At 65.8% G+C, this 19,466-nt stretch carries 18 protein-coding genes; 14 read left to right on the top strand and 4 right to left on the bottom strand.

Annotated features, from left to right (window positions below):
- Window positions 1–162 precede the first annotated feature (162 nt).
- Entirely contained in the window at window positions 163–462 is a 300-nt protein-coding gene (locus AU175_RS02880) for a DUF4193 domain-containing protein (protein ID WP_066285680.1), read from the top strand.
- Window positions 463–571: 109 nt separating this feature from the next.
- On the opposite strand, the gene AU175_RS02875 is transcribed toward AU175_RS02880, so the two are convergent.
- Window positions 572–1,060: a DUF3093 domain-containing protein gene (locus AU175_RS02875; protein WP_066285679.1), complete on the bottom strand. Its 489-nt coding sequence runs from the start codon at window positions 1,058–1,060 to the stop codon at window positions 572–574.
- Between the two features lie 95 nt (window positions 1,061–1,155).
- On the opposite strand from AU175_RS02875, the gene dut reads away from it, so the two are divergent.
- The 4 genes from dut to AU175_RS02855 all read left to right on the top strand — a co-directional run bounded on the left by dut (window position 1,156) and on the right by AU175_RS02855 (window position 3,632).
- Complete coding sequence (gene dut / locus AU175_RS02870; protein WP_066290444.1) at window positions 1,156–1,677, top strand: dUTP diphosphatase; 522 nt, start codon at window positions 1,156–1,158, stop codon at window positions 1,675–1,677.
- Window positions 1,678–1,829: 152 nt separating this feature from the next.
- Window positions 1,830–2,543, top strand: coding sequence for a DUF3710 domain-containing protein (locus AU175_RS02865; protein WP_066285677.1), 714 nt, complete (start codon window positions 1,830–1,832; stop codon window positions 2,541–2,543).
- Entirely contained in the window at window positions 2,536–2,889 is a 354-nt protein-coding gene (locus AU175_RS02860; protein ID WP_066285676.1) for a hypothetical protein, read from the top strand. The genes AU175_RS02865 and AU175_RS02860 overlap by 8 nt, the downstream gene beginning before the upstream one ends.
- On the top strand, window positions 2,886–3,632 hold the full coding sequence (locus AU175_RS02855) for a DUF3159 domain-containing protein (RefSeq protein WP_066285674.1): 747 nt from the start codon (window positions 2,886–2,888) through the stop codon (window positions 3,630–3,632). The genes AU175_RS02860 and AU175_RS02855 overlap by 4 nt, the downstream gene beginning before the upstream one ends.
- Here the strand turns inward: AU175_RS02855 and AU175_RS02850 are convergent.
- Together AU175_RS02850 and AU175_RS02845 are read right to left on the bottom strand one after the other, a co-directional pair.
- Window positions 3,599–4,345 carry a potassium channel family protein gene (locus tag AU175_RS02850; protein WP_066285670.1) on the bottom strand — a complete coding sequence of 249 codons (747 nt, stop codon included), beginning with the start codon at window positions 4,343–4,345 and terminating at the stop codon, window positions 3,599–3,601. The genes AU175_RS02855 and AU175_RS02850 overlap by 34 nt on opposite strands.
- The gene (locus tag AU175_RS02845; RefSeq protein WP_066285668.1) at window positions 4,342–5,016 is read right to left on the bottom strand and encodes a potassium channel family protein; all 675 of its coding nucleotides are present in this window, start codon (window positions 5,014–5,016) and stop codon (window positions 4,342–4,344) included. Before AU175_RS02845 ends, AU175_RS02850 begins: the two co-directional genes overlap by 4 nt.
- A gap of 274 nt (window positions 5,017–5,290) precedes the next feature.
- Here AU175_RS02845 and AU175_RS02840 point away from each other — a divergent pair, with 274 nt between their 5' ends.
- The 8 genes from AU175_RS02840 (at window position 5,291) to AU175_RS02805 (ending at window position 16,938) form a co-directional block, all read left to right on the top strand.
- Window positions 5,291–7,258, top strand: coding sequence for an APC family permease (locus tag AU175_RS02840; protein WP_066290439.1), 1,968 nt, complete (start codon window positions 5,291–5,293; stop codon window positions 7,256–7,258).
- Window positions 7,255–8,658 (top strand): class I SAM-dependent RNA methyltransferase, encoded by a 1,404-nt coding sequence (locus AU175_RS02835; protein ID WP_066285667.1) that lies wholly within the window; start codon window positions 7,255–7,257, stop codon window positions 8,656–8,658. The genes AU175_RS02840 and AU175_RS02835 overlap by 4 nt, the downstream gene beginning before the upstream one ends.
- Window positions 8,659–8,823: 165 nt before the next feature.
- Entirely contained in the window at window positions 8,824–11,634 is a 2,811-nt protein-coding gene (gene acnA / locus AU175_RS02830; RefSeq protein WP_066285662.1) for an aconitate hydratase AcnA, read from the top strand.
- A gap of 129 nt (window positions 11,635–11,763) precedes the next feature.
- A complete protein-coding gene (dxs, locus tag AU175_RS02825) occupies window positions 11,764–13,737 on the top strand; it encodes a 1-deoxy-D-xylulose-5-phosphate synthase (RefSeq protein WP_066285660.1) in 1,974 nt (657 codons plus the stop codon).
- Window positions 13,734–14,351 carry a DUF402 domain-containing protein gene (locus AU175_RS02820; protein ID WP_082978992.1) on the top strand — a complete coding sequence of 206 codons (618 nt, stop codon included), beginning with the start codon at window positions 13,734–13,736 and terminating at the stop codon, window positions 14,349–14,351. Before dxs ends, AU175_RS02820 begins: the two co-directional genes overlap by 4 nt.
- Entirely contained in the window at window positions 14,348–14,908 is a 561-nt protein-coding gene (locus tag AU175_RS02815; RefSeq protein ID WP_066285659.1) for a hypothetical protein, read from the top strand. Before AU175_RS02820 ends, AU175_RS02815 begins: the two co-directional genes overlap by 4 nt.
- Before the next feature lie 10 nt (window positions 14,909–14,918).
- Window positions 14,919–15,896 carry an aldo/keto reductase gene (locus AU175_RS02810; RefSeq protein WP_066285657.1) on the top strand — a complete coding sequence of 326 codons (978 nt, stop codon included), beginning with the start codon at window positions 14,919–14,921 and terminating at the stop codon, window positions 15,894–15,896.
- Window positions 15,897–15,906: 10 nt separating this feature from the next.
- Complete coding sequence (locus AU175_RS02805) at window positions 15,907–16,938, top strand: nucleoside hydrolase (RefSeq protein ID WP_066285655.1); 1,032 nt, start codon at window positions 15,907–15,909, stop codon at window positions 16,936–16,938.
- A gap of 20 nt (window positions 16,939–16,958) precedes the next feature.
- Here the strand turns inward: AU175_RS02805 and AU175_RS02800 are convergent, their stop codons facing one another.
- On the bottom strand, window positions 16,959–18,383 hold the full coding sequence (locus AU175_RS02800; protein ID WP_066285654.1) for a mycothione reductase: 1,425 nt from the start codon (window positions 18,381–18,383) through the stop codon (window positions 16,959–16,961).
- Window positions 18,384–18,614: 231 nt separating this feature from the next.
- On the opposite strand from AU175_RS02800, the gene AU175_RS02795 reads away from it, so the two are divergent.
- Window positions 18,615–19,457: a glycosyl transferase family 9 gene (locus AU175_RS02795; protein ID WP_066285649.1), complete on the top strand. Its 843-nt coding sequence runs from the start codon at window positions 18,615–18,617 to the stop codon at window positions 19,455–19,457.
- The last annotated feature ends 9 nt before the right edge of the window (window positions 19,458–19,466 follow it).

Below are 19,466 nucleotides of genomic sequence, written 5' to 3'. Positions count from 1 at the left end.
GACGTCGCCGTCCAAGGGGCCAGCCCAGTGCGGCCCGGAACACGCTCTGGCTTTTACCTCCGGCTTGCGGAAAGATGTGCCCCACGCAGGGCACAAACGCAAAGGGTCCGGCGTTATGCAGGTGGTAAACCGGCCACCGGAAATGGAGCGAGGTTAGAGGAAATGGCCACCGACTACGATGCGCCGCGCAAGTCCGAAGAAGACCTCAACGAGGATTCCATAGAGGAACTGAAGACCCGGCGTGCGGAGAAGCCCACGGCGGTGGTTGAGGAGGACGAGAGCGATCTCGCAGCGGGCTACGAACTTCCCGGGGCGGACCTTTCGGGCGAAGAGCTCCTGGTCCAGGTGGTCCCCGCCCAGGCCGATGAGTTTACGTGTTCGTCGTGCTTCCTGGTACGGCACCGGTCACAGATCGCCAGGGAAAAGGACGGCCGGTTCTACTGCGTGGAGTGCGAAGGCTGAACCGGGAGGCAGCTGCGAGGCCGGTAGATGAAGCGCGAACGTACACTTGTGGCCCCGCCGCAGCAGGGCCACAAGTGTGCGTTCGCGCCGGATGTGTGGCGGACAGCTGCTATTTGGCAGACAGGGCGGCCGTGAGTTCTTCGGGACGCCGCGTGGAGGTGAGCCAGTATGGCGTCCGGTCCGAGGGGTCGGTGATTTCGATCCTGACTACGGGGTCGATCCAACCACGGATGCACAGGTAGGCCAGCCCGTTGAGCCTGGTGCCCCGCTCGGCCGTCGCTTCCTTGGCGCGGAACGCCTGCACCCCGCCGACGAACCGGCGCTCGATGGTGGCCCGTCCGACAGTGAGGGAGTCCTGGGTGACCGTGATAGTGGGGGTGGAGAGCACCAGCAGGACCGCCATGATGGCGAAAAGAACCGCTGCAGCCGTGTAGCCGGCGGCAGCGCTGATCGGCGCAAACACCAAAATGCCGGCCCCCGCCAGCCCGGCGGCGATGATCCACACCCACGGCGTTGGCCAGAGTTTCTCCCGGAAAACAACCGAGGGGCTGGCGGAAGGGCTGTTGGGAACCGGCACGGCGGAGCTTGATTCGGGCATGCACCCAGCTTTCCATCTTTGGGTGGCTATTTCATCTCGGTCCGGAGCCGCCCAAGCTAGGCCGAATACGCAGGCGGGCGTTAGAGTGAGTGACTGTGACTGACGAACTTGCCACAATAGAAACCGCTTCCGAACCCCAGGCCCCCGCACTGCTCGGCGCCCCCACCCTGCAGGTACAGCTGAAAATGCTCGACGCCGGCCTGGAGGCCCCGTCCTACGCCCACCCGGGCGACGCCGGTGCAGACCTGCGCGCGCGCGTTGACGTAGTCCTGCGGCCGGGGGAGCGGAAACTGGTCCCCACCGGGGTTTCCATTTCCTTGCCTGACGGCTTTGTGGCGCTCATCCATCCGCGGTCCGGCCTCGCCACCAAGCACGGGCTCACGATCGTCAACGCGCCCGGCACCGTGGACGCCGGCTACCGCGGTGAAATCTCCGTGACGCTGCTGAATACGGACAGCTCGCAGGACATCGAACTGCGGCGCGGCGATAGAATTGCACAAATGGTCATCCAGCGGGTGGAGTATGCACAGTTCGTCCGCGTCGATGAACTGGACGCGTCAGTGCGGGGTGCCGGCGGATTCGGTTCTACCGGCGGATTCACCCCTCCCACAGCCTGACGCCCTGCCGCAGCAGTGCCGTGGCTCAGCAGGACCGGTGCACAGCACGGCCGGTGCGCGCGGCCGCCGGCCGGCACTGATGATTTACGGCAGGACGCAAGGTTTACGGCGGGACCGCCGGCCAGGCATATTCACAACTAAGGAGACGACCCATGGTTTTTGGGCTCGGCAGGAAAGCCAAGAAGGAACAAGCAGCCGAACCGGACGCCCCGGTGCCGGCAGAGGAAGCCGCGGAAGAGTCAACGGACACAACCGGCCGCAGCGCAACCGGGCCTTTTGACGTTTCCGAAATCACCAGCCGTGACGGCTACGTGGACCTTGGTGCACTCCTCATCGCCCCCAGCGAGGGACTCCAGCTGCGGCTTGAGGTGGAAGAAGCAACCCAGCGGGTGGTGGCCGTGACCATGGACCTGAACGGCTCCAGCCTGCAGCTCCAGGCCTTCGCTGCCCCCAAGTCCGAAGGTCTCTGGGACGAAATCCGGGAACAGATCGGCCAGTCCGTGGGCAGCCAGGGCGGGCAGGTCGAGGAGGTCCAGGGCCAGTTCGGTACCGAGCTGGTGGCCAAGCTTCCCGCAGGCGCCCCGGACGGCAGCCAAGGCTACCGGGTGGCCCGCTTCGTCGGCATTGATGGACCGCGCTGGTTCCTGCGCGGAGTCCTCGGCGGAGCCGCGGCCACCGACCGTGACGCGGCAGTCCCCTTGGAAGCACTGTTCCGCAAGGTTGTGGTGATCCGCGGCGACAGCCCCATGCCGCCCCGCGACCTCCTCCAGCTCCGCCTCCCCAAGGACGCCACTGCGACGCCGCCGCCCGGCGCCCCTGCGCTGCAGGAACCCGAACGCGGGCCGGAGATCACACAGATTGGCTGACTCCCCCCAGGGTGCCCCGTTCCCGCACGGGGGAGCCGGACTGTCCGTCAGCGAGCTACCGGACAAGGGCCGGGTGGTTTGCCACGGGTACATCGAATCGGTCACCTACGTTCCGGCCGACCAGACAGCCGCGTTTACGGCCATTGTCACCGATTCGGAAGGTCCGCGTGCAGGCTCCCGGCCGGCCAAAGGCCGCCTGCGCGTCATCTGGCTTGGCCGGCGACGTGTTCCGGGCATCGACGCCGGGACCGAAGTCAGGCTTGAAGGCATGCTGACGCACAGCCAGGGGCTGCCCACGATGTTCAACCCACGCTACGAAATACTGTCCCGCCAGGAGAACGAATGACCGCGCCCCAGCAGCCCGAGAAGCCTTCTGAACCGGCCCAGGAGCCGCCGACGATGGCATCGCTCGCCGGGGGATACGCCGCAAAAGCCGGCCTGCACCGCACCCATGACGGCCGGGTCGACGTCCTGCGCAGTGCCGGCGGCGTCCAGGGCATCGCTGAGAGCATCGCCCCGGGGCTGGTCTTCCTCATTGCCTTCACCGTCACCCGCGAGCTGACTCTTTCACTGGTGGCAGCCCTGGCGTCCGCAGCGGTTTTCACTGTGGTGCGGCTGGTGCAGCGTCGGCCGTTGACCCAGGCCCTTGCCGGTGTGGTGGGTGTGGGAATCTCCGCATGGCTCGCCAACACGACGGGTAAGGCCGAAGACTTTTACCTTCCCGGATTCTTCACCAATGCGGCGTACATCCTGGCAATGGTCGTTTCGATCTTCGCAAAGTGGCCCATTGCCGGCCTGCTGTTCGGCCTGATCCGGAACGAGGGCTTGGACTGGCGCAAGGACCCTGCCCGCCTGAAGGCGTACCGGCTGGGGACCTGGATCATTGTCGCCGTCCTTGCACTGCGGCTTGTAGTGCAGGTTCCCCTGTACCTCATGGGCGGCGAAGGCCTCACAGCGCTGGCAACGACACGGCTCATCATGGGTGCGCCACTGTACATCCTGGGCATCTGGATTGCCTGGCTGCTCACGCGTCCGGTTCAGGCCGGCGACGCAATTCAGCCGTCGAAACCGTCGTCCTCGGGCACCTGAGCCTCTACCGGCTGGACGCCCTCCGGGCGGTCGCCGTCGTCGGAAGCCTCGGCTGAATCCGGGGACAGCAGGGCGCGGAGTTCGTCTTCTGCCGCGATGGTGGTGACAAAGAACAGTTCGTCCCCGCCATCTATCACGTCATCCCGGCTGGGGGTGATGGGCGCATGGTCCCGCAGGATGGCCACGAGCGTGGCGTCTTCAGGCCACTGGATTGCACCCACGGTAAGGCCGATGGCGTGTGAATCGTGCGGCACAGTGAACTCCACGATCGAAGACACCCCGGTCTGGAGCGTCAGCAGCCGGACGAGGTCGCCGATCTCCACCGCTTCCTCCACCAGCGCGGTCATCAGCTGGGGGGTGTTGACGGCGACATCAACGCCCCAGGAGTCGTTGAACATCCAGTCGTTCTTGGGATTGTTGACCCGGCCCACGGTGCGGCCGACGCCAAATTCTGTCTTGGCGAGGAGGGATACCACCAGGTTGACCTTGTCGTCTCCGGTGGCTGAGACAACGACGTCCGCGTCTTCCACTTTGGCGCCCTGCAGGGTGCTGAGCTCACAGGCGTCGCCCACCAGCCAGTGCGCACCGCGGAGTCCGCTGCGTCCGATGACCTCAGGCTTGAGGTCGATGAGCAGGATCTCATGCTTGTGCGCCAGCAGCTCCCGGGCGATCGACGAGCCGACGCTGCCGGCGCCCACGATGACAACTTTCACGACGACTCCTTGGCGGGTGCTTTAGCCAGAATGTGGGCGACCTGCGGGCTCCGGTCCACCAGCAGCATGGCGTGGACCGTGTCGCCGTCCTGGTAGGCCATGCCCGGTTCCGGGAGGATGCCCTCGCCGAACCGGGTGAGGTAGGCGACGCGGATGCTGGCAGCCTTCTCAATCTCACTGATCCGGTGACCGATCCAGCCGGCGTCGAGATCCAGTTCCGCAAGGACCAGGCGGCCCGACGGTTCCCGGAAATCACCGGCGAGGTGCTGTTCTGGAAGGATGCGCCGCAGGACCTGGTCTGCGCTCCAGCGCACTGCGGCGACAGTGGGAATGCCAAGCCTTTGGTAGATCTCCGCGCGGCCGGGGTCATAGATCCTGGCCACGACGTGCGGGACGTGGAACGTCTCACGGGCAACGCGGGTGGCCAGGATGTTGGAGTTGTCGCCGCTGGATACCGCTGCGAACGCGTACGCCTCGGCAACCCCGGCCTGCTTCAGCGTGTCCCGGTCGAACCCGACCCCGGTGACCTTCCGGCCGGTGAAGCCCTGGCGGAGCCGGCGGAAAGCGCGGTCATCCTGGTCGATAATGGCCACTGAGTGGCCCGCGTCCTCGAGCGTATGCGCCAGCGTTGCACCCACCCGGCCACATCCCATGATCACGAAATGCGCCACCCGTATCTCCTCAACTTCCCTGGCCCGTTGCTGCTGCTAGAACTCTACCGGCACTGCACGGCGATGTTTTCAGCCGACCGACACGGGTGCCGTGGCCGGCGCCCACCGGATCCCGGGACCTGAGCCGTTGAGGGAGCGGGCCGCAGGCGGCCGATGCCGACGGCCGACGCCGCCATGGGCCCGGATCGGGCCGGATGGCAGTGTCGTAAGGTTGCTCTAGTGCTCAACAGAAGTGGGGCGTCGTGAGTAGTCTCAAGGAATAATCGTGCTGACAATGCTGAACGCCATAAAACGGGTGCTGGTGGGCAGGCCCTTCAGGAACGACCGGCTCCCCCACACCCTCCTTCCCAAACGGATCGCACTTCCGGTCTTTGCCTCCTCCGCTCTGTCCTCCGTTGCCTACGCTCCGGACGAAATCCTCCTCACGCTTGCCCTGGCCGGCGTGAGCGCGGTGGCGTTCTCGCCGTGGGTGGGCCTCGCCGTGATGGTGGTGCTCCTGACCGTGGTGGCGTCCTACCGCCAGAACGTGCACGCCTATCCGTCCGGCGGTGGTGACTATGAGATCGCCAACGAGAACCTCGGCAAGTTCGCCGGCCTCACGGTGGCATCGGCGCTGCTCGTGGACTACGTCCTGACCGTTGCGGTCTCCATGTCCTCGGCGGCCACGTACCTCACCACGGCCGTGCCCGCCCTGTACGGGCAACAGGCGCTCATCGCGAGCATCGGCGTCGCAATCCTTGCCATTCTCAACCTCCGCGGAGTCAGGGAGGCCGGCGGCCTCTTCGCCGTCCCCACCTACATTTTCATGGCCTCGATCCTGGGCATGACGGCGGTGGGCATCTTCCAGGCCGCCACCGGCCAGTTGCGTGAAGCGCCGTCCGCGGGGTTCACCATTGTCCCGGCCCCTGGTTTTGATGAAGGGCTGGTGGGCCTGGCCGGCGCCTTCCTGCTGCTGCGCGCGTTTTCCTCCGGCGCCGCGGCGCTGACGGGTGTTGAGGCGATCAGCAACGGCGTGCCCAACTTCAAGGAGCCGAAAAGCAAAAACGCCGCTACAACACTGCTGCTGCTCGGCGTCTTTGGGGCTTCCATGCTTGCCGGAATCATCTACCTGGCCAATGCCATGAAGGTCCACATCGTGCTGGACCCCGCCACGGAGTTGCTCGTGAACGGCCTGCCACTGCCCGAGGGCTACATCCAGAGCCCGGCAATCAGCCAGATCGCGCAGACCATCTTTGGGCCGGGGTCCATCCTCTTCTTTATTGTCGTGGCCGCCACGGGACTCATCCTTGTGTTCGCCGCGAACACCGCCTTCAACGGATTTCCGGTACTCGGCTCCATCCTGGCGCAGGCGGGGTACATGCCCCGCCAGCTGCGGACCAGGGGGGACCGGCTGGCGTTCAGCAACGGCGTACTGGCCCTCGCCGCCGGTGCCCTGGTGCTGATCATCGCCTTCGGCGCCGACGTCAGCAAGCTGATCCAGCTCTACATCGTGGGTGTCTTCATCTCATTCACGCTCAGCCAACTGGGGATGATCCGGCACTGGGGGAAGCACCTCAAGCTTGCCAGGAATAAAACAGTCCGACGGCGGATGTTCAAGTCGCGCGCCATCAACAGCATTGGCTTCGGCATGACAGCCCTGGTGCTGGTCATCGTCCTGGTCACCAAGTTTGAGCAGGGCGCCTGGATAGCTGTGCTGGCCATGGTGATCCTGTTCCTGATCATGTGGAGCATCAGGGCGCACTATGACAACGTGGCCAAGGAGCTGGCCGTGGATGAGGACTCCTCTCCGCGTGCGCTGCCGTCCCGGGTGCACGCGGTCCTGCTCGTCTCGCATGTCCGCAAGCCTGTGCTTCGCGCGCTCGCCTACGCGCGGGCGTCACGTCCGTCGCGGCTGGACGCCGTCACAGTGGACATCAATGCCGAAGAAACGGCCCACACCGTGGCCGACTGGGAAAAGCTGGATATCCCGGTACCGCTGACGGTGCTGGCGAGCCCGTACCGGGATACCATCACGCCCATCATGGAATACGTAAAGAACATGCGGCGCGATTCCCCCCGCGACCTCATCGTGGTTTACATCCCCGAATATGTCGTGGGCAAATGGTGGGAACAGCTGGTCCACAACCAGACAGCGCTGCGCATCAAGACCCGGCTGCACTTCGAACCCGGCGTGATGGTGGCCAGTGTTCCGTGGCAGCTGAAATCATCCGAAGAAGCAAAAAACCTGCAGGATATCCAATGAGCTCCCACACCCATACCCAGACCGAGTCCCAGTCCGCTTCCGCCAAGGAGGTAAGGGAGCTGGTGCTCGACGTCGGCCCGGTGGCCCACGGTGGCCACTGCGTGGCACGGCATGAGGGCAGGGTGATCTTCGTACGGCATGCCATCCCCGGTGAGAAAGTCCGTGTCCGGCTGACCGACGCGGGTGAATCAGCCAAATTCTGGCGCGCAGACGTGGTGGATGTCCTCGAACCGTCCCCGGACCGGGTGGAGCACTTCTGGCACGCCGCCGACTCCCGCAGGGCCTGGGCCCACGGCCACCCGCCTGTGGGCGGCGCCGAGTTTGGCCATATCTCCCTTGAACGCCAGCGAGGCCTGAAGGCAGCCGTCCTGGGCGAACAGCTCCAGCGGCTCGCCGCCGTTGGCCGGCTCCCCGGCGGCGAGACCACAGTTGAGGCGGTGGCCGGCAATGGTGCAGGTGCAGGATCAACGTACGACGCCGGCACCGGCCTCGGGTGGCGGACGCGGGCCAGTTTCTCGGTCACCTCAGGCGGAAGGCTGGGCATGCATGCCCACCGCTCCGAACACATCATTCCCCTGCGGGAGATGCCGCTCGCCTCGGAGGGCATCAACCGCCTGCGCCTGTGGGACCTTGACCTGCAGGGCATCGAACGCGTGGAGGTGGCGGCGCCTGCCAACGGCTCGCGTCCACTGGTGCTGCTTGCTCCCGCTCCCGGCACGAAGCCCAAGCGGCTCAGCGCCGTCGCGGCCCAGCTCCCGGACGACGTCTCGGTGGCCACGTTCGATCCGCTCACCGACGACGTGCAACAGTTGCGCGGACGGACCTGGGTACAGGAATCCGCCGCGGGACATGACTACCGGGTCACCGGCGCGGGCTTCTGGCAGATCCACCGCGACGCGCCCGAAGCGCTTGTGGGGACGGTCACAGGTTTTCTGCGGGATGGCGGCTTCCTGTCGCCAGGTTCGGTGGTTGCCGATCTCTACGCCGGAGCCGGATTGTTCACGGCGCCCCTTGCTGATGCCGTGGGCGAAACCGGTTCCGTCCTGTCGGTGGAAGGCGCTCCCGGCACCAGCAGGGATGCCCGCAAGAACCTGCACGGAGCACCCCAGGTGGAGATCATCCAGGGAAGGGTGGAGCGCGTCCTCCGCCAGAAACCGCGCAATTTTGATGCCATCGTGCTGGACCCGCCCCGCGCCGGCGCCGGCAAGGCGGTCGTGGGCCAACTGATCGCCGCGAGTCCGCGGGCTATTGCCTATGTGTCGTGCGACCCGGCGTCATTCGCCCGTGACGTAGGTTACTTCCAGCAGGGTGGCTGGTCCTTGGCCGGCCTGCGGGCCCTGGACCTCTACCCCCACACGCATCACCTGGAGACGGTGGCTTTGCTGAGGCCGGGCCGATGACGCGGGAGGTAAGTGGACTACTATGGCCCTTAGTAGTCCCACGTCGCGCTCCGTATTCACGGGTGACCCCATGCAATGTTGAGGGCCTGCACTAATTAGGCCTGCCTAACTAGCAAGCGGTCAACCGCGCGACAAAGATGAAACTGTTGCGAGAGGAGTCCTGCGATGAGCACTGTGGACAGCTTCGGTTCAAAAGGCAAACTTAATGTAGCCGGAACCGAATACGAAATTTTCCGGTTGAACTCCGTTGAAGGTGCAGAAAACCTTCCGTTCAGCCTCAAGGTATTGCTTGAAAACCTGTTGAGGACCGAGGACGGCGCGAACATCACTGCCGATCACGTTCGTGCCTTGGCAGGCTGGGACCCGAATGCCCAGCCAGATACAGAAATCCAGTTCACGCCTGCCCGCGTGATCATGCAGGACTTCACCGGCGTTCCCTGCGTGGTGGACCTGGCGACGATGCGTGAAGCGGTCAAGGAACTCGGCGGTGACCCGAAGCGGGTCAACCCCCTCGCTCCTGCGGAAATGGTGATTGACCACTCCGTGCAGATCGACGCATTCGGCAACTCCGGCGCACTGGAGCGCAACATGGAGATCGAATACCAGCGGAACGGCGAGCGTTACCAGTTCCTCCGCTGGGGCCAGACCGCATTCGATGACTTCAAGGTCGTTCCCCCGGGAACCGGCATCGTGCACCAGGTCAACATCGAATACCTGGCCCGCACGGTCATGACCCGCGAGGTCGACGGTGCACTGCGCGCCTACCCCGACACCTGCGTTGGCACCGACTCGCACACCACCATGGTCAACGGCCTGGGTGTCCTGGGCTGGGGCGTTGGCGGCATCGAAGCCGAAGCGGCCATGCTGGGACAGCCCGTGTCGATGCTCATCCCGCGCGTTGTGGGCTTCAAGCTGACCGGTTCCATCCCGGCCGGCGCCACCGCCACCGACGTTGTGCTGACCATCACCGAGCAGCTGCGCAAGCACGGTGTTGTAGGCAAGTTCGTGGAATTCTACGGTGAAGGCGTTGCGGCCGTGCCGCTGGCCAACCGCGCCACCATCGGCAACATGAGCCCGGAATTCGGTTCCACCGCCGCAATGTTCCCGATCGACGACGTCACATTGGACTACCTGCGCCTCACCGGCCGCTCGGACGAAAATGTTGCACTCGTGGAGTCCTACGCCAAGGAACAGGGCCTCTGGCACGATCCTTCGCGTGAAATCAAGTTCTCCGAGTACCTTGAGCTGGACCTTTCCACGGTTGTTCCCTCCATCTCCGGCCCCAAGCGTCCCCAGGACCGTATTGAGCTGACGGATGCCAAGGAGCAGTTCCGCAAGGACATCCACAACTACGTCGCCATCGAAGACGGCAGCGTGGACGAGTCCCTGGACGAATCCTTCCCCGCCTCGGATGCGCCGTCCTTCACGCACGCTGACTCGCACACCACCGAGACCAGCCGCGTTGTGTCCGCCGCCAACGGCGCCCACGGACGCCCGTCCAGCCCGGTCCACATCAAGACCGAAGACGGCCGCGAGTTCGAGCTGGACCACGGAGCGGTCTCCATCGCCTCGATCACGTCCTGCACCAACACGTCCAACCCCTCCGTCATGCTTGCCGCCGCTTTGCTGGCACGCAACGCTGTGGAAAAGGGCCTCGCGTCAAAGCCGTGGGTCAAGACCTCTGTCGCCCCCGGTTCCAAAGTGGTCACCGACTACTACGAGAAGTCCGGCCTGACCCCCTACCTGGAGAAGCTCGGCTTCTACATCGTGGGCTATGGCTGCGCCACATGCATCGGCAACTCCGGCCCGCTGGACGCTGAGATCTCCGAGGCCATCCAGGCCAACGACCTTTCCGTCACCGCCGTCCTTTCCGGTAACCGCAACTTCGAAGGCCGGATCAACCCGGACGTGAAGATGAACTACCTGGCCTCGCCGCCGCTGGTCATCGCCTACGCCCTGGCCGGCACCATGGACTTCGACTTCGACACCGATTCCCTCGGCAAGGACGAAGCCGGCAACGACGTCTTCCTGAAGGACATCTGGCCCAACCCGGTTGAGGTCCAGCAGGTCATCGATTCCTCCATCGACAAGGACATGTTTGCCCGCGGCTACGAGGGCGTCTTCGACGGCGACGACCGCTGGAAGGCACTCGACACCCCCGCCGGTGACACCTTCGCCTGGGACGAGAAGTCCACCTACGTCCGGAAGCCCCCGTACTTCGAGGGCATGAAGGCGCAGCCCGAACCGGTGCAGGACATCGCCGGCGCACGCGTACTGCTGAAGCTGGGCGATTCGGTCACCACCGACCACATCTCCCCGGCCGGCTCCTTCAAGTCGGACACCCCGGCCGGCCAGTACCTCCTGGCCAACGGTGTGGAGCGCAAGGACTTCAACTCCTACGGCTCGCGCCGTGGAAACCACGAGGTCATGATCCGCGGCACGTTCGCGAACATCCGCATCAAGAACCAGATCCTGGACGGCGTGGAGGGTGGCTTCACCCGCGACTTCACCCAGGCCGACGGCCCGCAGGCCTACGTCTACGACGCCTCCCAGAACTACCAGGCAGCCGGCATCCCGCTGGTGGTCCTGGCAGGCAAGGAGTACGGCTCCGGCTCCTCCCGTGACTGGGCAGCCAAGGGAACCGCGCTCCTGGGCGTCAAGGCAGTCATCGCCGAAAGCTACGAGCGGATCCACCGCTCCAACCTGATCGGCATGGGGGTCCTGCCCCTGCAGTTCCCGGCCGGTGAATCCGCCGCCACCCTGGGGCTGACCGGCACCGAGACCTTCGCCGTTGAGGGTGTGACCGCCCTGAACGAGGGCACCACGCCCAAGACGCTGAAGGTTACCGCCACCGCTGAAGACGGCACCGCCAAGTCCTTCGATGCCGTCCTGCGCATCGATACCCCGGGCGAAGCCGACTACTACCGCAACGGCGGCATCCTGCAGTACGTCCTGCGCCAGATCTCCGCAAACTAACGGTTTTCTCCGCTCAGGCAACACCTTGACGAAGCCCCGGCCGGTCACCGACCAGCCGGGGCTTCGGCTTTGGATTTGAGCCGAGGCGTTAGAGTTAACAGGCACGTCTACCACCTGAAGGAGGGGTCATTGGGACTCTTGGACGCCATCCGGAATCCGCAGGACCTGAACGAGTTGTCCGAAGAGCAGCTGGCGGAACTCGCCGGTGAGATCAGGAGTTTCCTGATCACGAATGTCTCGCAGACCGGCGGACACCTCGGTCCCAACCTTGGGGTAGTAGAGCTGACGCTGGCCGTCCACCGGATTTTCGACTCGCCCCGGGACAGCATCGTCTTTGATACCGGCCACCAGTCGTACGTGCACAAGCTCCTCACCGGACGCCAGGACTTCAGCACCCTCCGCCAGGAGGGCGGCCTGTCCGGTTACCCGTCCCGGGCGGAGTCCGAGCACGATATTGTCGAGAGCTCACACGCCTCCTCGTCGCTGTCATGGGCGGACGGCATCTCCAGGGCACGGCAGCTCACCGGGGAAGGCGACCGCTATACGGTCGCGGTCGTCGGCGACGGCGCCCTGACCGGGGGCATGGCCTGGGAAGCCATCAACAACATTGCAGCTGACAAGCGCCGCCGTGTGGTGATTGTGGTCAACGACAACGGCCGCTCCTATGCGCCCACAGTCGGCGGCTTCGCAGACTACCTGGCATCGCTGCGCCCCACCATCGACTCGTTCCGCGCCGCCCCCGCGTACGAGGGAGCCATGGACTGGTGGAAGAAGAAGCTCCAGAACGGCGGCCCCGTGGGCCAGTTCACCTACAAGAGCCTGCATGCCTTGAAAAAAGGGATCAAGGACTGGTGGGCGCCGCAGGGCATGTTCGAAGACCTCGGCATGAAATACATCGGACCGGTGGACGGACACAACCTCCAGGCCATGGAGCACGCCCTGTCCACCGCCAGGAACTACGGGGGCCCGGTCATTGTGCACGCCATGACCGAAAAGGGCCACGGCTACGCTCCCGCCCGCGCCCATGAGGCGGACCAGTTCCATGCCGTGGGCATCATCGACCCCGAAACGGGCGAACCTACGGGCACTGCCGGCGCCCAGTCCTGGACGTCGGTCTTCGCCGACGAGATCGCGGAAATTTCCGATGAACGGCCCGACATCGTGGGCATCACCGGCGCCATGCTCATCCCCGTGGGCCTCCACAAGTTTGCCGCCAGGCACCCGGACCGGGTGATCGACGTCGGGATTGCCGAGCAGCACGCCCTGACCTCCGCCGCCGGGATGGCCTTCGGCGGGCTCCACCCCGTCGTCGCCGTCTACGCCACGTTCCTGAACCGCGCCTTCGACCAGCTCCTGATGGACGTCGCCCTGCACAAGGCCGGTGTCACCATCGTCCTGGACCGGGCCGGCGTCACGGGGCCGGACGGTGCCAGCCACCACGGCATGTGGGACATGTCCATGGTCCAGATCGTGCCCGGCCTGCACCTCGCCGCGCCCCGCGACGCCTCACGCCTGCGGGAAGAACTGCGCGAGGCCCTTGCCATCTCGGATGCCCCCACGGTGGTGCGGTTCTCCAAGGGCACCGTGGGCGCCGAGGTGGAAGCCATCGAACGGCTCAACGATGGCGTGGACGTCCTGGCCCGCCGCCCGTCCGGCTCCACCGAAAACGATGTCCTGATCGTCAGCGTCGGGGCCATGTCCGAGCTGGCCCTGGACGTTTCCAACCGCCTGGGTGCACAGGGAATCAGCACCACCGTGGTGGACCCACGCTGGGCGTTGCCCGTGCGCCGCTCCATCATTGCCCTGGCCTCCCACCACCGCCTGGTCATCTGCATCGAGGACGGAGTCCGCGCCGGCGGGGTAGGGTCGCGGATCCGGCAGGAGATGCGCGCCGCCGGGGTGGATACTGCCCTGAACGAGGTGGGCCTGCCGGTGGAGTTCCTGGACCACGGCACCAGGACCCAGGTCATGGAACGTGTCGGGCTGACCGCCCAGCAGATAACGCACGACGTCGTCGCCCAGGTTCTGGGCACAAAGGTGCCCTTCGCGCGTCCCCTCCCGGGGCAGCAACACCCCACCACCGGCAGCCTTCCGATTCTGTGAGGGAAGAAGACTCACTGAAGTACCCGGGCGCAACCGGGGACAGCGGACCGGCGATCCATAGCAGCACCACGCGGGTTCCGGCCGGCCTGCAACCCGGCCAGCTGGTGGTGGCACGCAACCGGAAGTGGAACGGCAAGGCCCACTGGGTGGTACCCGGGCGGTACCTGGGTGAGGACCGGCACGGCTGGTGGATCTTCCAGGGGACCAACGAGTTCTGCTCCCGGCCCGGCGCCGCGTTCTACACCCGGTCCGACGCCGTGCTGCTGGTGCCGCGCTCGGGAGACTGGGTGGCCACGTTCTACGACTCCGCCCACCCCAACGGTGTCCGCGTGTACGTGGACCTTGCCGTTGCCCATGAGTGGACGGACATCCGGCCTGCCGTCACGGAGTTCCACGTCATCGACATGGACCTGGACGTCATCCGCATGGCGGGCCGCGGTGTCTTTATCGACGACCAGGATGAATTCGCCGAGCACGGCATTGCCATGAATTATCCGGACCGGCTGGTGGACGACATCCAGGCCGCCGCGGAGGAGCTTTACCAGGCCGTCAAGGCACAGCACGCACCGTTCGACGGAACAGACGTCGGATGGTTCACGAAGGGACGGTCATGAGCGGAATCATCAGGGTCTACAAACGGGACGACGAGGGAGTGCTGCACTTCCGGGAAGGCTGGTTCGACGAGGACTACAGCCAGTTCGTCATGAACTACGGCGTAGTGGGCCACCAGAGCAAGACCGAAGAGACCGACGTCGCCGATGCCGCGGCAGCGGAAGGCCTCATGGATGCCTTTGCCGTGCAGTGCGCGGAGGACGGCTACGCCGAAATCCCCGACGAGGAGCAGTTCTGGGTTGTGGCGCAGTTCGCCCTCAAGACCAAGGACGGCACCGACAGGGACCGCTACCTTGAGGAAAAAGCCAAGGATGCACTCATCAGCCACCTGGCCTGGCGCGGGCTGGGCACCGTTGAACGTTCTGAATTCAGCGAGTACAAGCTGAACATCTACTGCCTGTGCCCCGACGTGAACAAAGCCGTCAACGCCATCAAGGTCTGCAGCCGTGGCGAGGACCTGGACTTCACCAAGCTCAGCATCGGCGCCGCGCCCTTCACCGAACCGGACAGCTTCAAGCTCAAGCACTCGGCGAAACCCGCCAACAGCTTCAGCGTCTAGGCGGAAAGCAATGACTGAATACCGACGCCTCGGCAACTCCGGCCTTTCCGTCTCCGTTGTGGGGCTGGGCTGCAACAACCTGGGCCGGGCCAACACGGCGACGGAGTCCCAGGAAGGGACGGACGCCGTCGTGCACGCCGCGCTCGACGCCGGTGTGACGTTTTTCGACGTGGCTGACACCTACGGGCGTGAACCGGGCCTGAGCGAGACCATGCTGGGGAAGGCGCTGGCCGGCCGGCGGGACGAAGCCGTGGTGGCCACCAAGTTCGGGATGGACATGCGCGGGGCCAATGGCCGGGACTTCGGCGCCCGGGGTTCCCGCAGCTACATCATCCGGGCGGCGGAGGCGTCGCTGCGGCGGCTGGGCACCGACTGGATCGATCTCTACCAGTTCCACACTCCGGACCCGCTGACGCCCATCGAGGAAACCCTGTCAGCACTGGATGACCTGGTCTCCAGCGGCAAGGTCCGGTATATCGGGCACTCCAACCGCGCGGGCTGGCAGATCGCCGAGGCCGAGTTCGTGGCACGCGCTGCAGGAGGTGCCCGGTTCATCTCCTCCCAGAACCACTACAACCTGCTGGACCGGCGGGCAGAACTGGAGGTCATACCTGCTGCCGAGGCCTACGGCGTCGGGGTACTGCCGTACTTCCCGCTTGCCAACGGGCTCCTCACCGGAAAATACTCTCCCGATACGGCTCCGGCGGGCACGCGCCTCAGCCATACCCGGACCCACCTGGTGCACGACGCCGACTGGGGCCAGCTGAGGCGGTTCAGCGCTTTCGCCGACCAGCGCGGCCTGTCCGAGATCCAGGTGGCCTTCTCCTGGCTCGCGGCGCAGCCGTCCGTCAGCAGTGTGATCGCGGGAGCCACCAGGCCTGAACAGGTCAGCCAGAATGCGGCTGCCGCTGCGTGGGTGCCGACGCCGAGGGAGCTTGCGGAACTGGATGGCATCTTCCCCAGGGTCCCCAAGGTTGCACTCTTCTAGGGGACGCGGCTTGACCAGGCTCCTGCTGGATGTGGATACCGGAATCGACGATGCCCTGGCCGTGGCCTACCTTGCTTCCCTGCCGGAAGTGGAGTTCGTGGCCGTAACGGCATCTCCGGGAAACGTAGGCGCCCATCAGGTAGCACGCAATACCCTTGCCCTGCTGGAGCTGTGCGGACGCACAGGAGTTGAGGTCGCCGTCGGCGCGGAAGTTCCGCTCGCCATCCCGCTGGTGACCACGCCGGAAACCCATGGGCCCCAGGGGATCGGGCACGCCGTCCTGCCACCGCCGTCCGGGACGGTGTCGCAGCGGCACGCCGCCGACGTCTGGGTGGAGGCAGCCCGCGCCCATCCGGGGGAGCTGACGGCTCTGATCACGGCGCCGCTGACCAATTTCGCCCTGGCGATCCGGCGTGAACCGCGGCTGCCGGAACTGCTGGGCCGGGTGGTCATCATGGGAGGAAGCTTCTATCACCAGGGGAACACCACCCCCACAGCGGAGTGGAACGCTCATGTGGACCCGCATGCCGCCAAGGAAGTCTATGCCGCCTTCCGCGGCCTTCCGCACGACCGGCTGCCCGTTGTCTGCTCCCTGGACACCACCGAACGGATTGAAATGCGGCCGGAGCATGTGCGGCGGCTGGCCCGGGCATCAGGCTGTGCCGTGGAGGAACTTGTCCTGCCGGAGCAGCCTGAGGGGCTCAGGAGCACCTCCGACAACCCGCTGGTGCGGCACCTGTCCGATGCCCTGCGGTTCTATTTTGAATTCCACCGGCACTACGACCAGGGCTATCTGGCCCATGTCCACGACTTCTTCGCTGCCGGGGTGGCTGCTGGCACCCTGGAATACAGCACCCGGACGGCAACCGTGGACGTCGAAGTTGATTCGCCTCTGTTGATGGGGACCACGGTGGCCGACTTCCGGGAACTGTGGGGGCATCCGCCCAATGCCCGGATCGTGTCGGACAACAACCCGGAGCAGGCCTTCCGGGAATTGGTTTCATCCATCGGCGCACTCGCGGCACGGCTGCGCGAACCGTAGGACTTACGGCGGCGCCAGTCCTACAGCGGAACGTCGTCAGGCCGGTCCACGTCCAGGGCCAGCAGGGCGTTCTCCACCACCTCGGTCAACGCCGGGTGGATCCAATAGGGACCGCGCGCCAGCGAGTGGACCGGCACCTCTGTAGCCATGGCCTGGACCAGCGGCTGGATGAGGATGGACGCTTCGTGCCCCATGATGTGGGCGCCAAGCAGCCGCCCGGTGGACCGCTCCGCCACGAGTTTGACCACTCCTTCCTCGTCCTCCATGGCCCAGCCGTAGGCGGTGGAGCCGTAGTCCTGGACGGACGTGACAATGTCCGTCCCCGCAGCTGCCTGCGACCGTGCCGCATCCTCGGTCAGGCCAACCGACGCCACCTGGGGGGTGGAGAAAACAGCAAACGGCACCGCCGTGTAATCGATCGGCCGGAGCCGGTCCGGGTGTTGCAGGTTGTGCGCCACCACCCGGGCTTCCCGGTTGGCGACGTGCTTGAGCTGGTAGCTGTTCGCAATGTCTCCCAGGGCGTACACGCCGTCGAGGGGATGCCCGCCGGAGAGGACCCTGAGGTAGCAGTCCACGGACAGGGTGCGGTCCCCGTCCAGGTCAAAGCCCGCGGCATCCACGCCCAGCTGGTCAGTGTTCGGCACCCTTCCGGTGGCCATCAGCACGATGTCCGCACTGACCCGGAGCGGCTTGCCGTCATCGTTGCAGAACACCACGGTGACCGAGCCGTCGCCGTTGTCCTCCACCGCCTGGAGCGCATACCCCAGCTCCAGCCGCCAGCGGCTGGCGGCGGCCGCGGCAAAGCGCCCCGCGATCTCCCCGTCGTTGCCGCGAAGCAGCCTGCGGGAACGGTTTACCTGGGTGACGTCCGCCCCGAAGCCATGGAACACCGCGGCAAACTCCGCTGCGATGTATCCGCCGCCGACAACCACCACCTTCTCCGGCGGACCATCTATCCGCATCACCGTGTCCGATGTGTGCACCTGCGGTAGGCCGATCCCCGGAACGTCGGGGAGCGCGGCCCGCGAACCGGCGGCCACCACCACGCGGTCCGCAGTGAGCTCCGCACCTGAATCAGTGGCGAGCGTCCGGGGACCCGTGAACTTTACGTGGTGCTGGTACAAGTCCACGTTGTCCAGTTCTTCGGCCCTGTACCGCCGGCCCGACTCGGAAATCGAATCGATCCGGCCAAAGATCCTGTCCCGCACGTCATTCCAGCGCACCTTGTCCAGGCTCAGGTCCACCCCGAGACGCGCGGCTTCCCGGGGTGCGGCGGCCAGTCCGGCCGGGTAGGCAAACATTTTGGTGGGGATGCAGCCGACGTTCAGGCACGTACCGCCGAACACGCCGCCGTCGATCATGGCCACCTTTTTGTCGTCCCAGAACGGAGTGACCAGGGAATTGCTGGATCCGGAGCCGATGATGGCCAGGTCGTAGTGGGGCATGCATCCGTCTTTCGTGAGGTCCACAGCGGGACGGCGGTGGGAGTGGGCTGTTCCGTGAGTCTATGGCAGGCCTGCGTCGGAAACCGGGGCAGCGGCCCGCCGGTTATCTGCCGGTAGACTGGATGGCGGACCGGCGGGCCGCTGATGGCCTCCGGTTGCCGTCGAGGTGACATAGGCGGCCTTCCACTGCCCGGGCTTTTGCGGGCCGGCCTGAACCTTCGAAGGAACGCTATGTCATCGCCCTCCCTGACGCTGGAATCTCCGACGCCCGCCGCCGCCCGGAAGCGTCGCCTGCTGGAAATCCTCGGTGCCCTGGCCATTGCCGGCACCTACATCTACCTGGTCCTCAACCAGCCGGCGGACATCACGGGCGGGCCGGGCAGCGCCTCGGCCCTGATCGCCCTCTCCGGGTTCCTTGTCGGCGCGGTGCTGCTGGTTGTTGCCGTCCTGCCCACCCTGCCCGTCTCCACGCTGGTGCTGATTCCGGTGGCACTGGTGCTGAACATTGTGCTGGGCCAGTTCGTGGGCAGCACGCTTGTGCCGTTCTACCTGGACGCCATCGGCACTGTCCTCATTGCCGTCCTTGCCGGACCGGCCGCAGGAGCGGCGACAGGTGCGCTGAGCAGCATCGTCTGGTCCTTCTTCAACCCGACCGTGCTGCCGTTCGCTGCCGGCGCCGCCCTGATCGGCTGCCTGGCCGGCCTCGCCGCCCGCCACGGCCTGTTCCGGCGCTTCTACCTGGCGCCCGTGGCAGGCTTCCTGACCGGCATTATCGGCGGCGTTGTCTCCGCCCCGATTGCCGCCTTTGTCTTCGGCGGCACGTCGGGCCTGGCCACCGGCGCCATCGTGAGCGCCTTCCGCTCCATGGGGGACAGCCTCCTGGCCGCCATCACCAAGCAGGCACTGATCTCGGACCCCATGGACAAGGCCATCGTCTTCACCCTGGTGGCCGTCCTGGTGTACGCGCTGCCGCGCCGCACCCGCCTGCAGTTTCCCTTTGTCCGGCGCCACCGCGTGCTGACCGGCCAGGCTGCCGGCCAATCCGCCGGCGCTGCCACCGGCCAGGGCTCCTGACCCGTCCCT

The organism is Arthrobacter sp. B6 (genome assembly GCF_001663775.1).
Taxonomy (GTDB): Bacteria; Actinomycetota; Actinomycetes; order Actinomycetales; family Micrococcaceae; genus Arthrobacter.
This window is presented reverse-complemented; position numbering and strand designations above follow the sequence as displayed.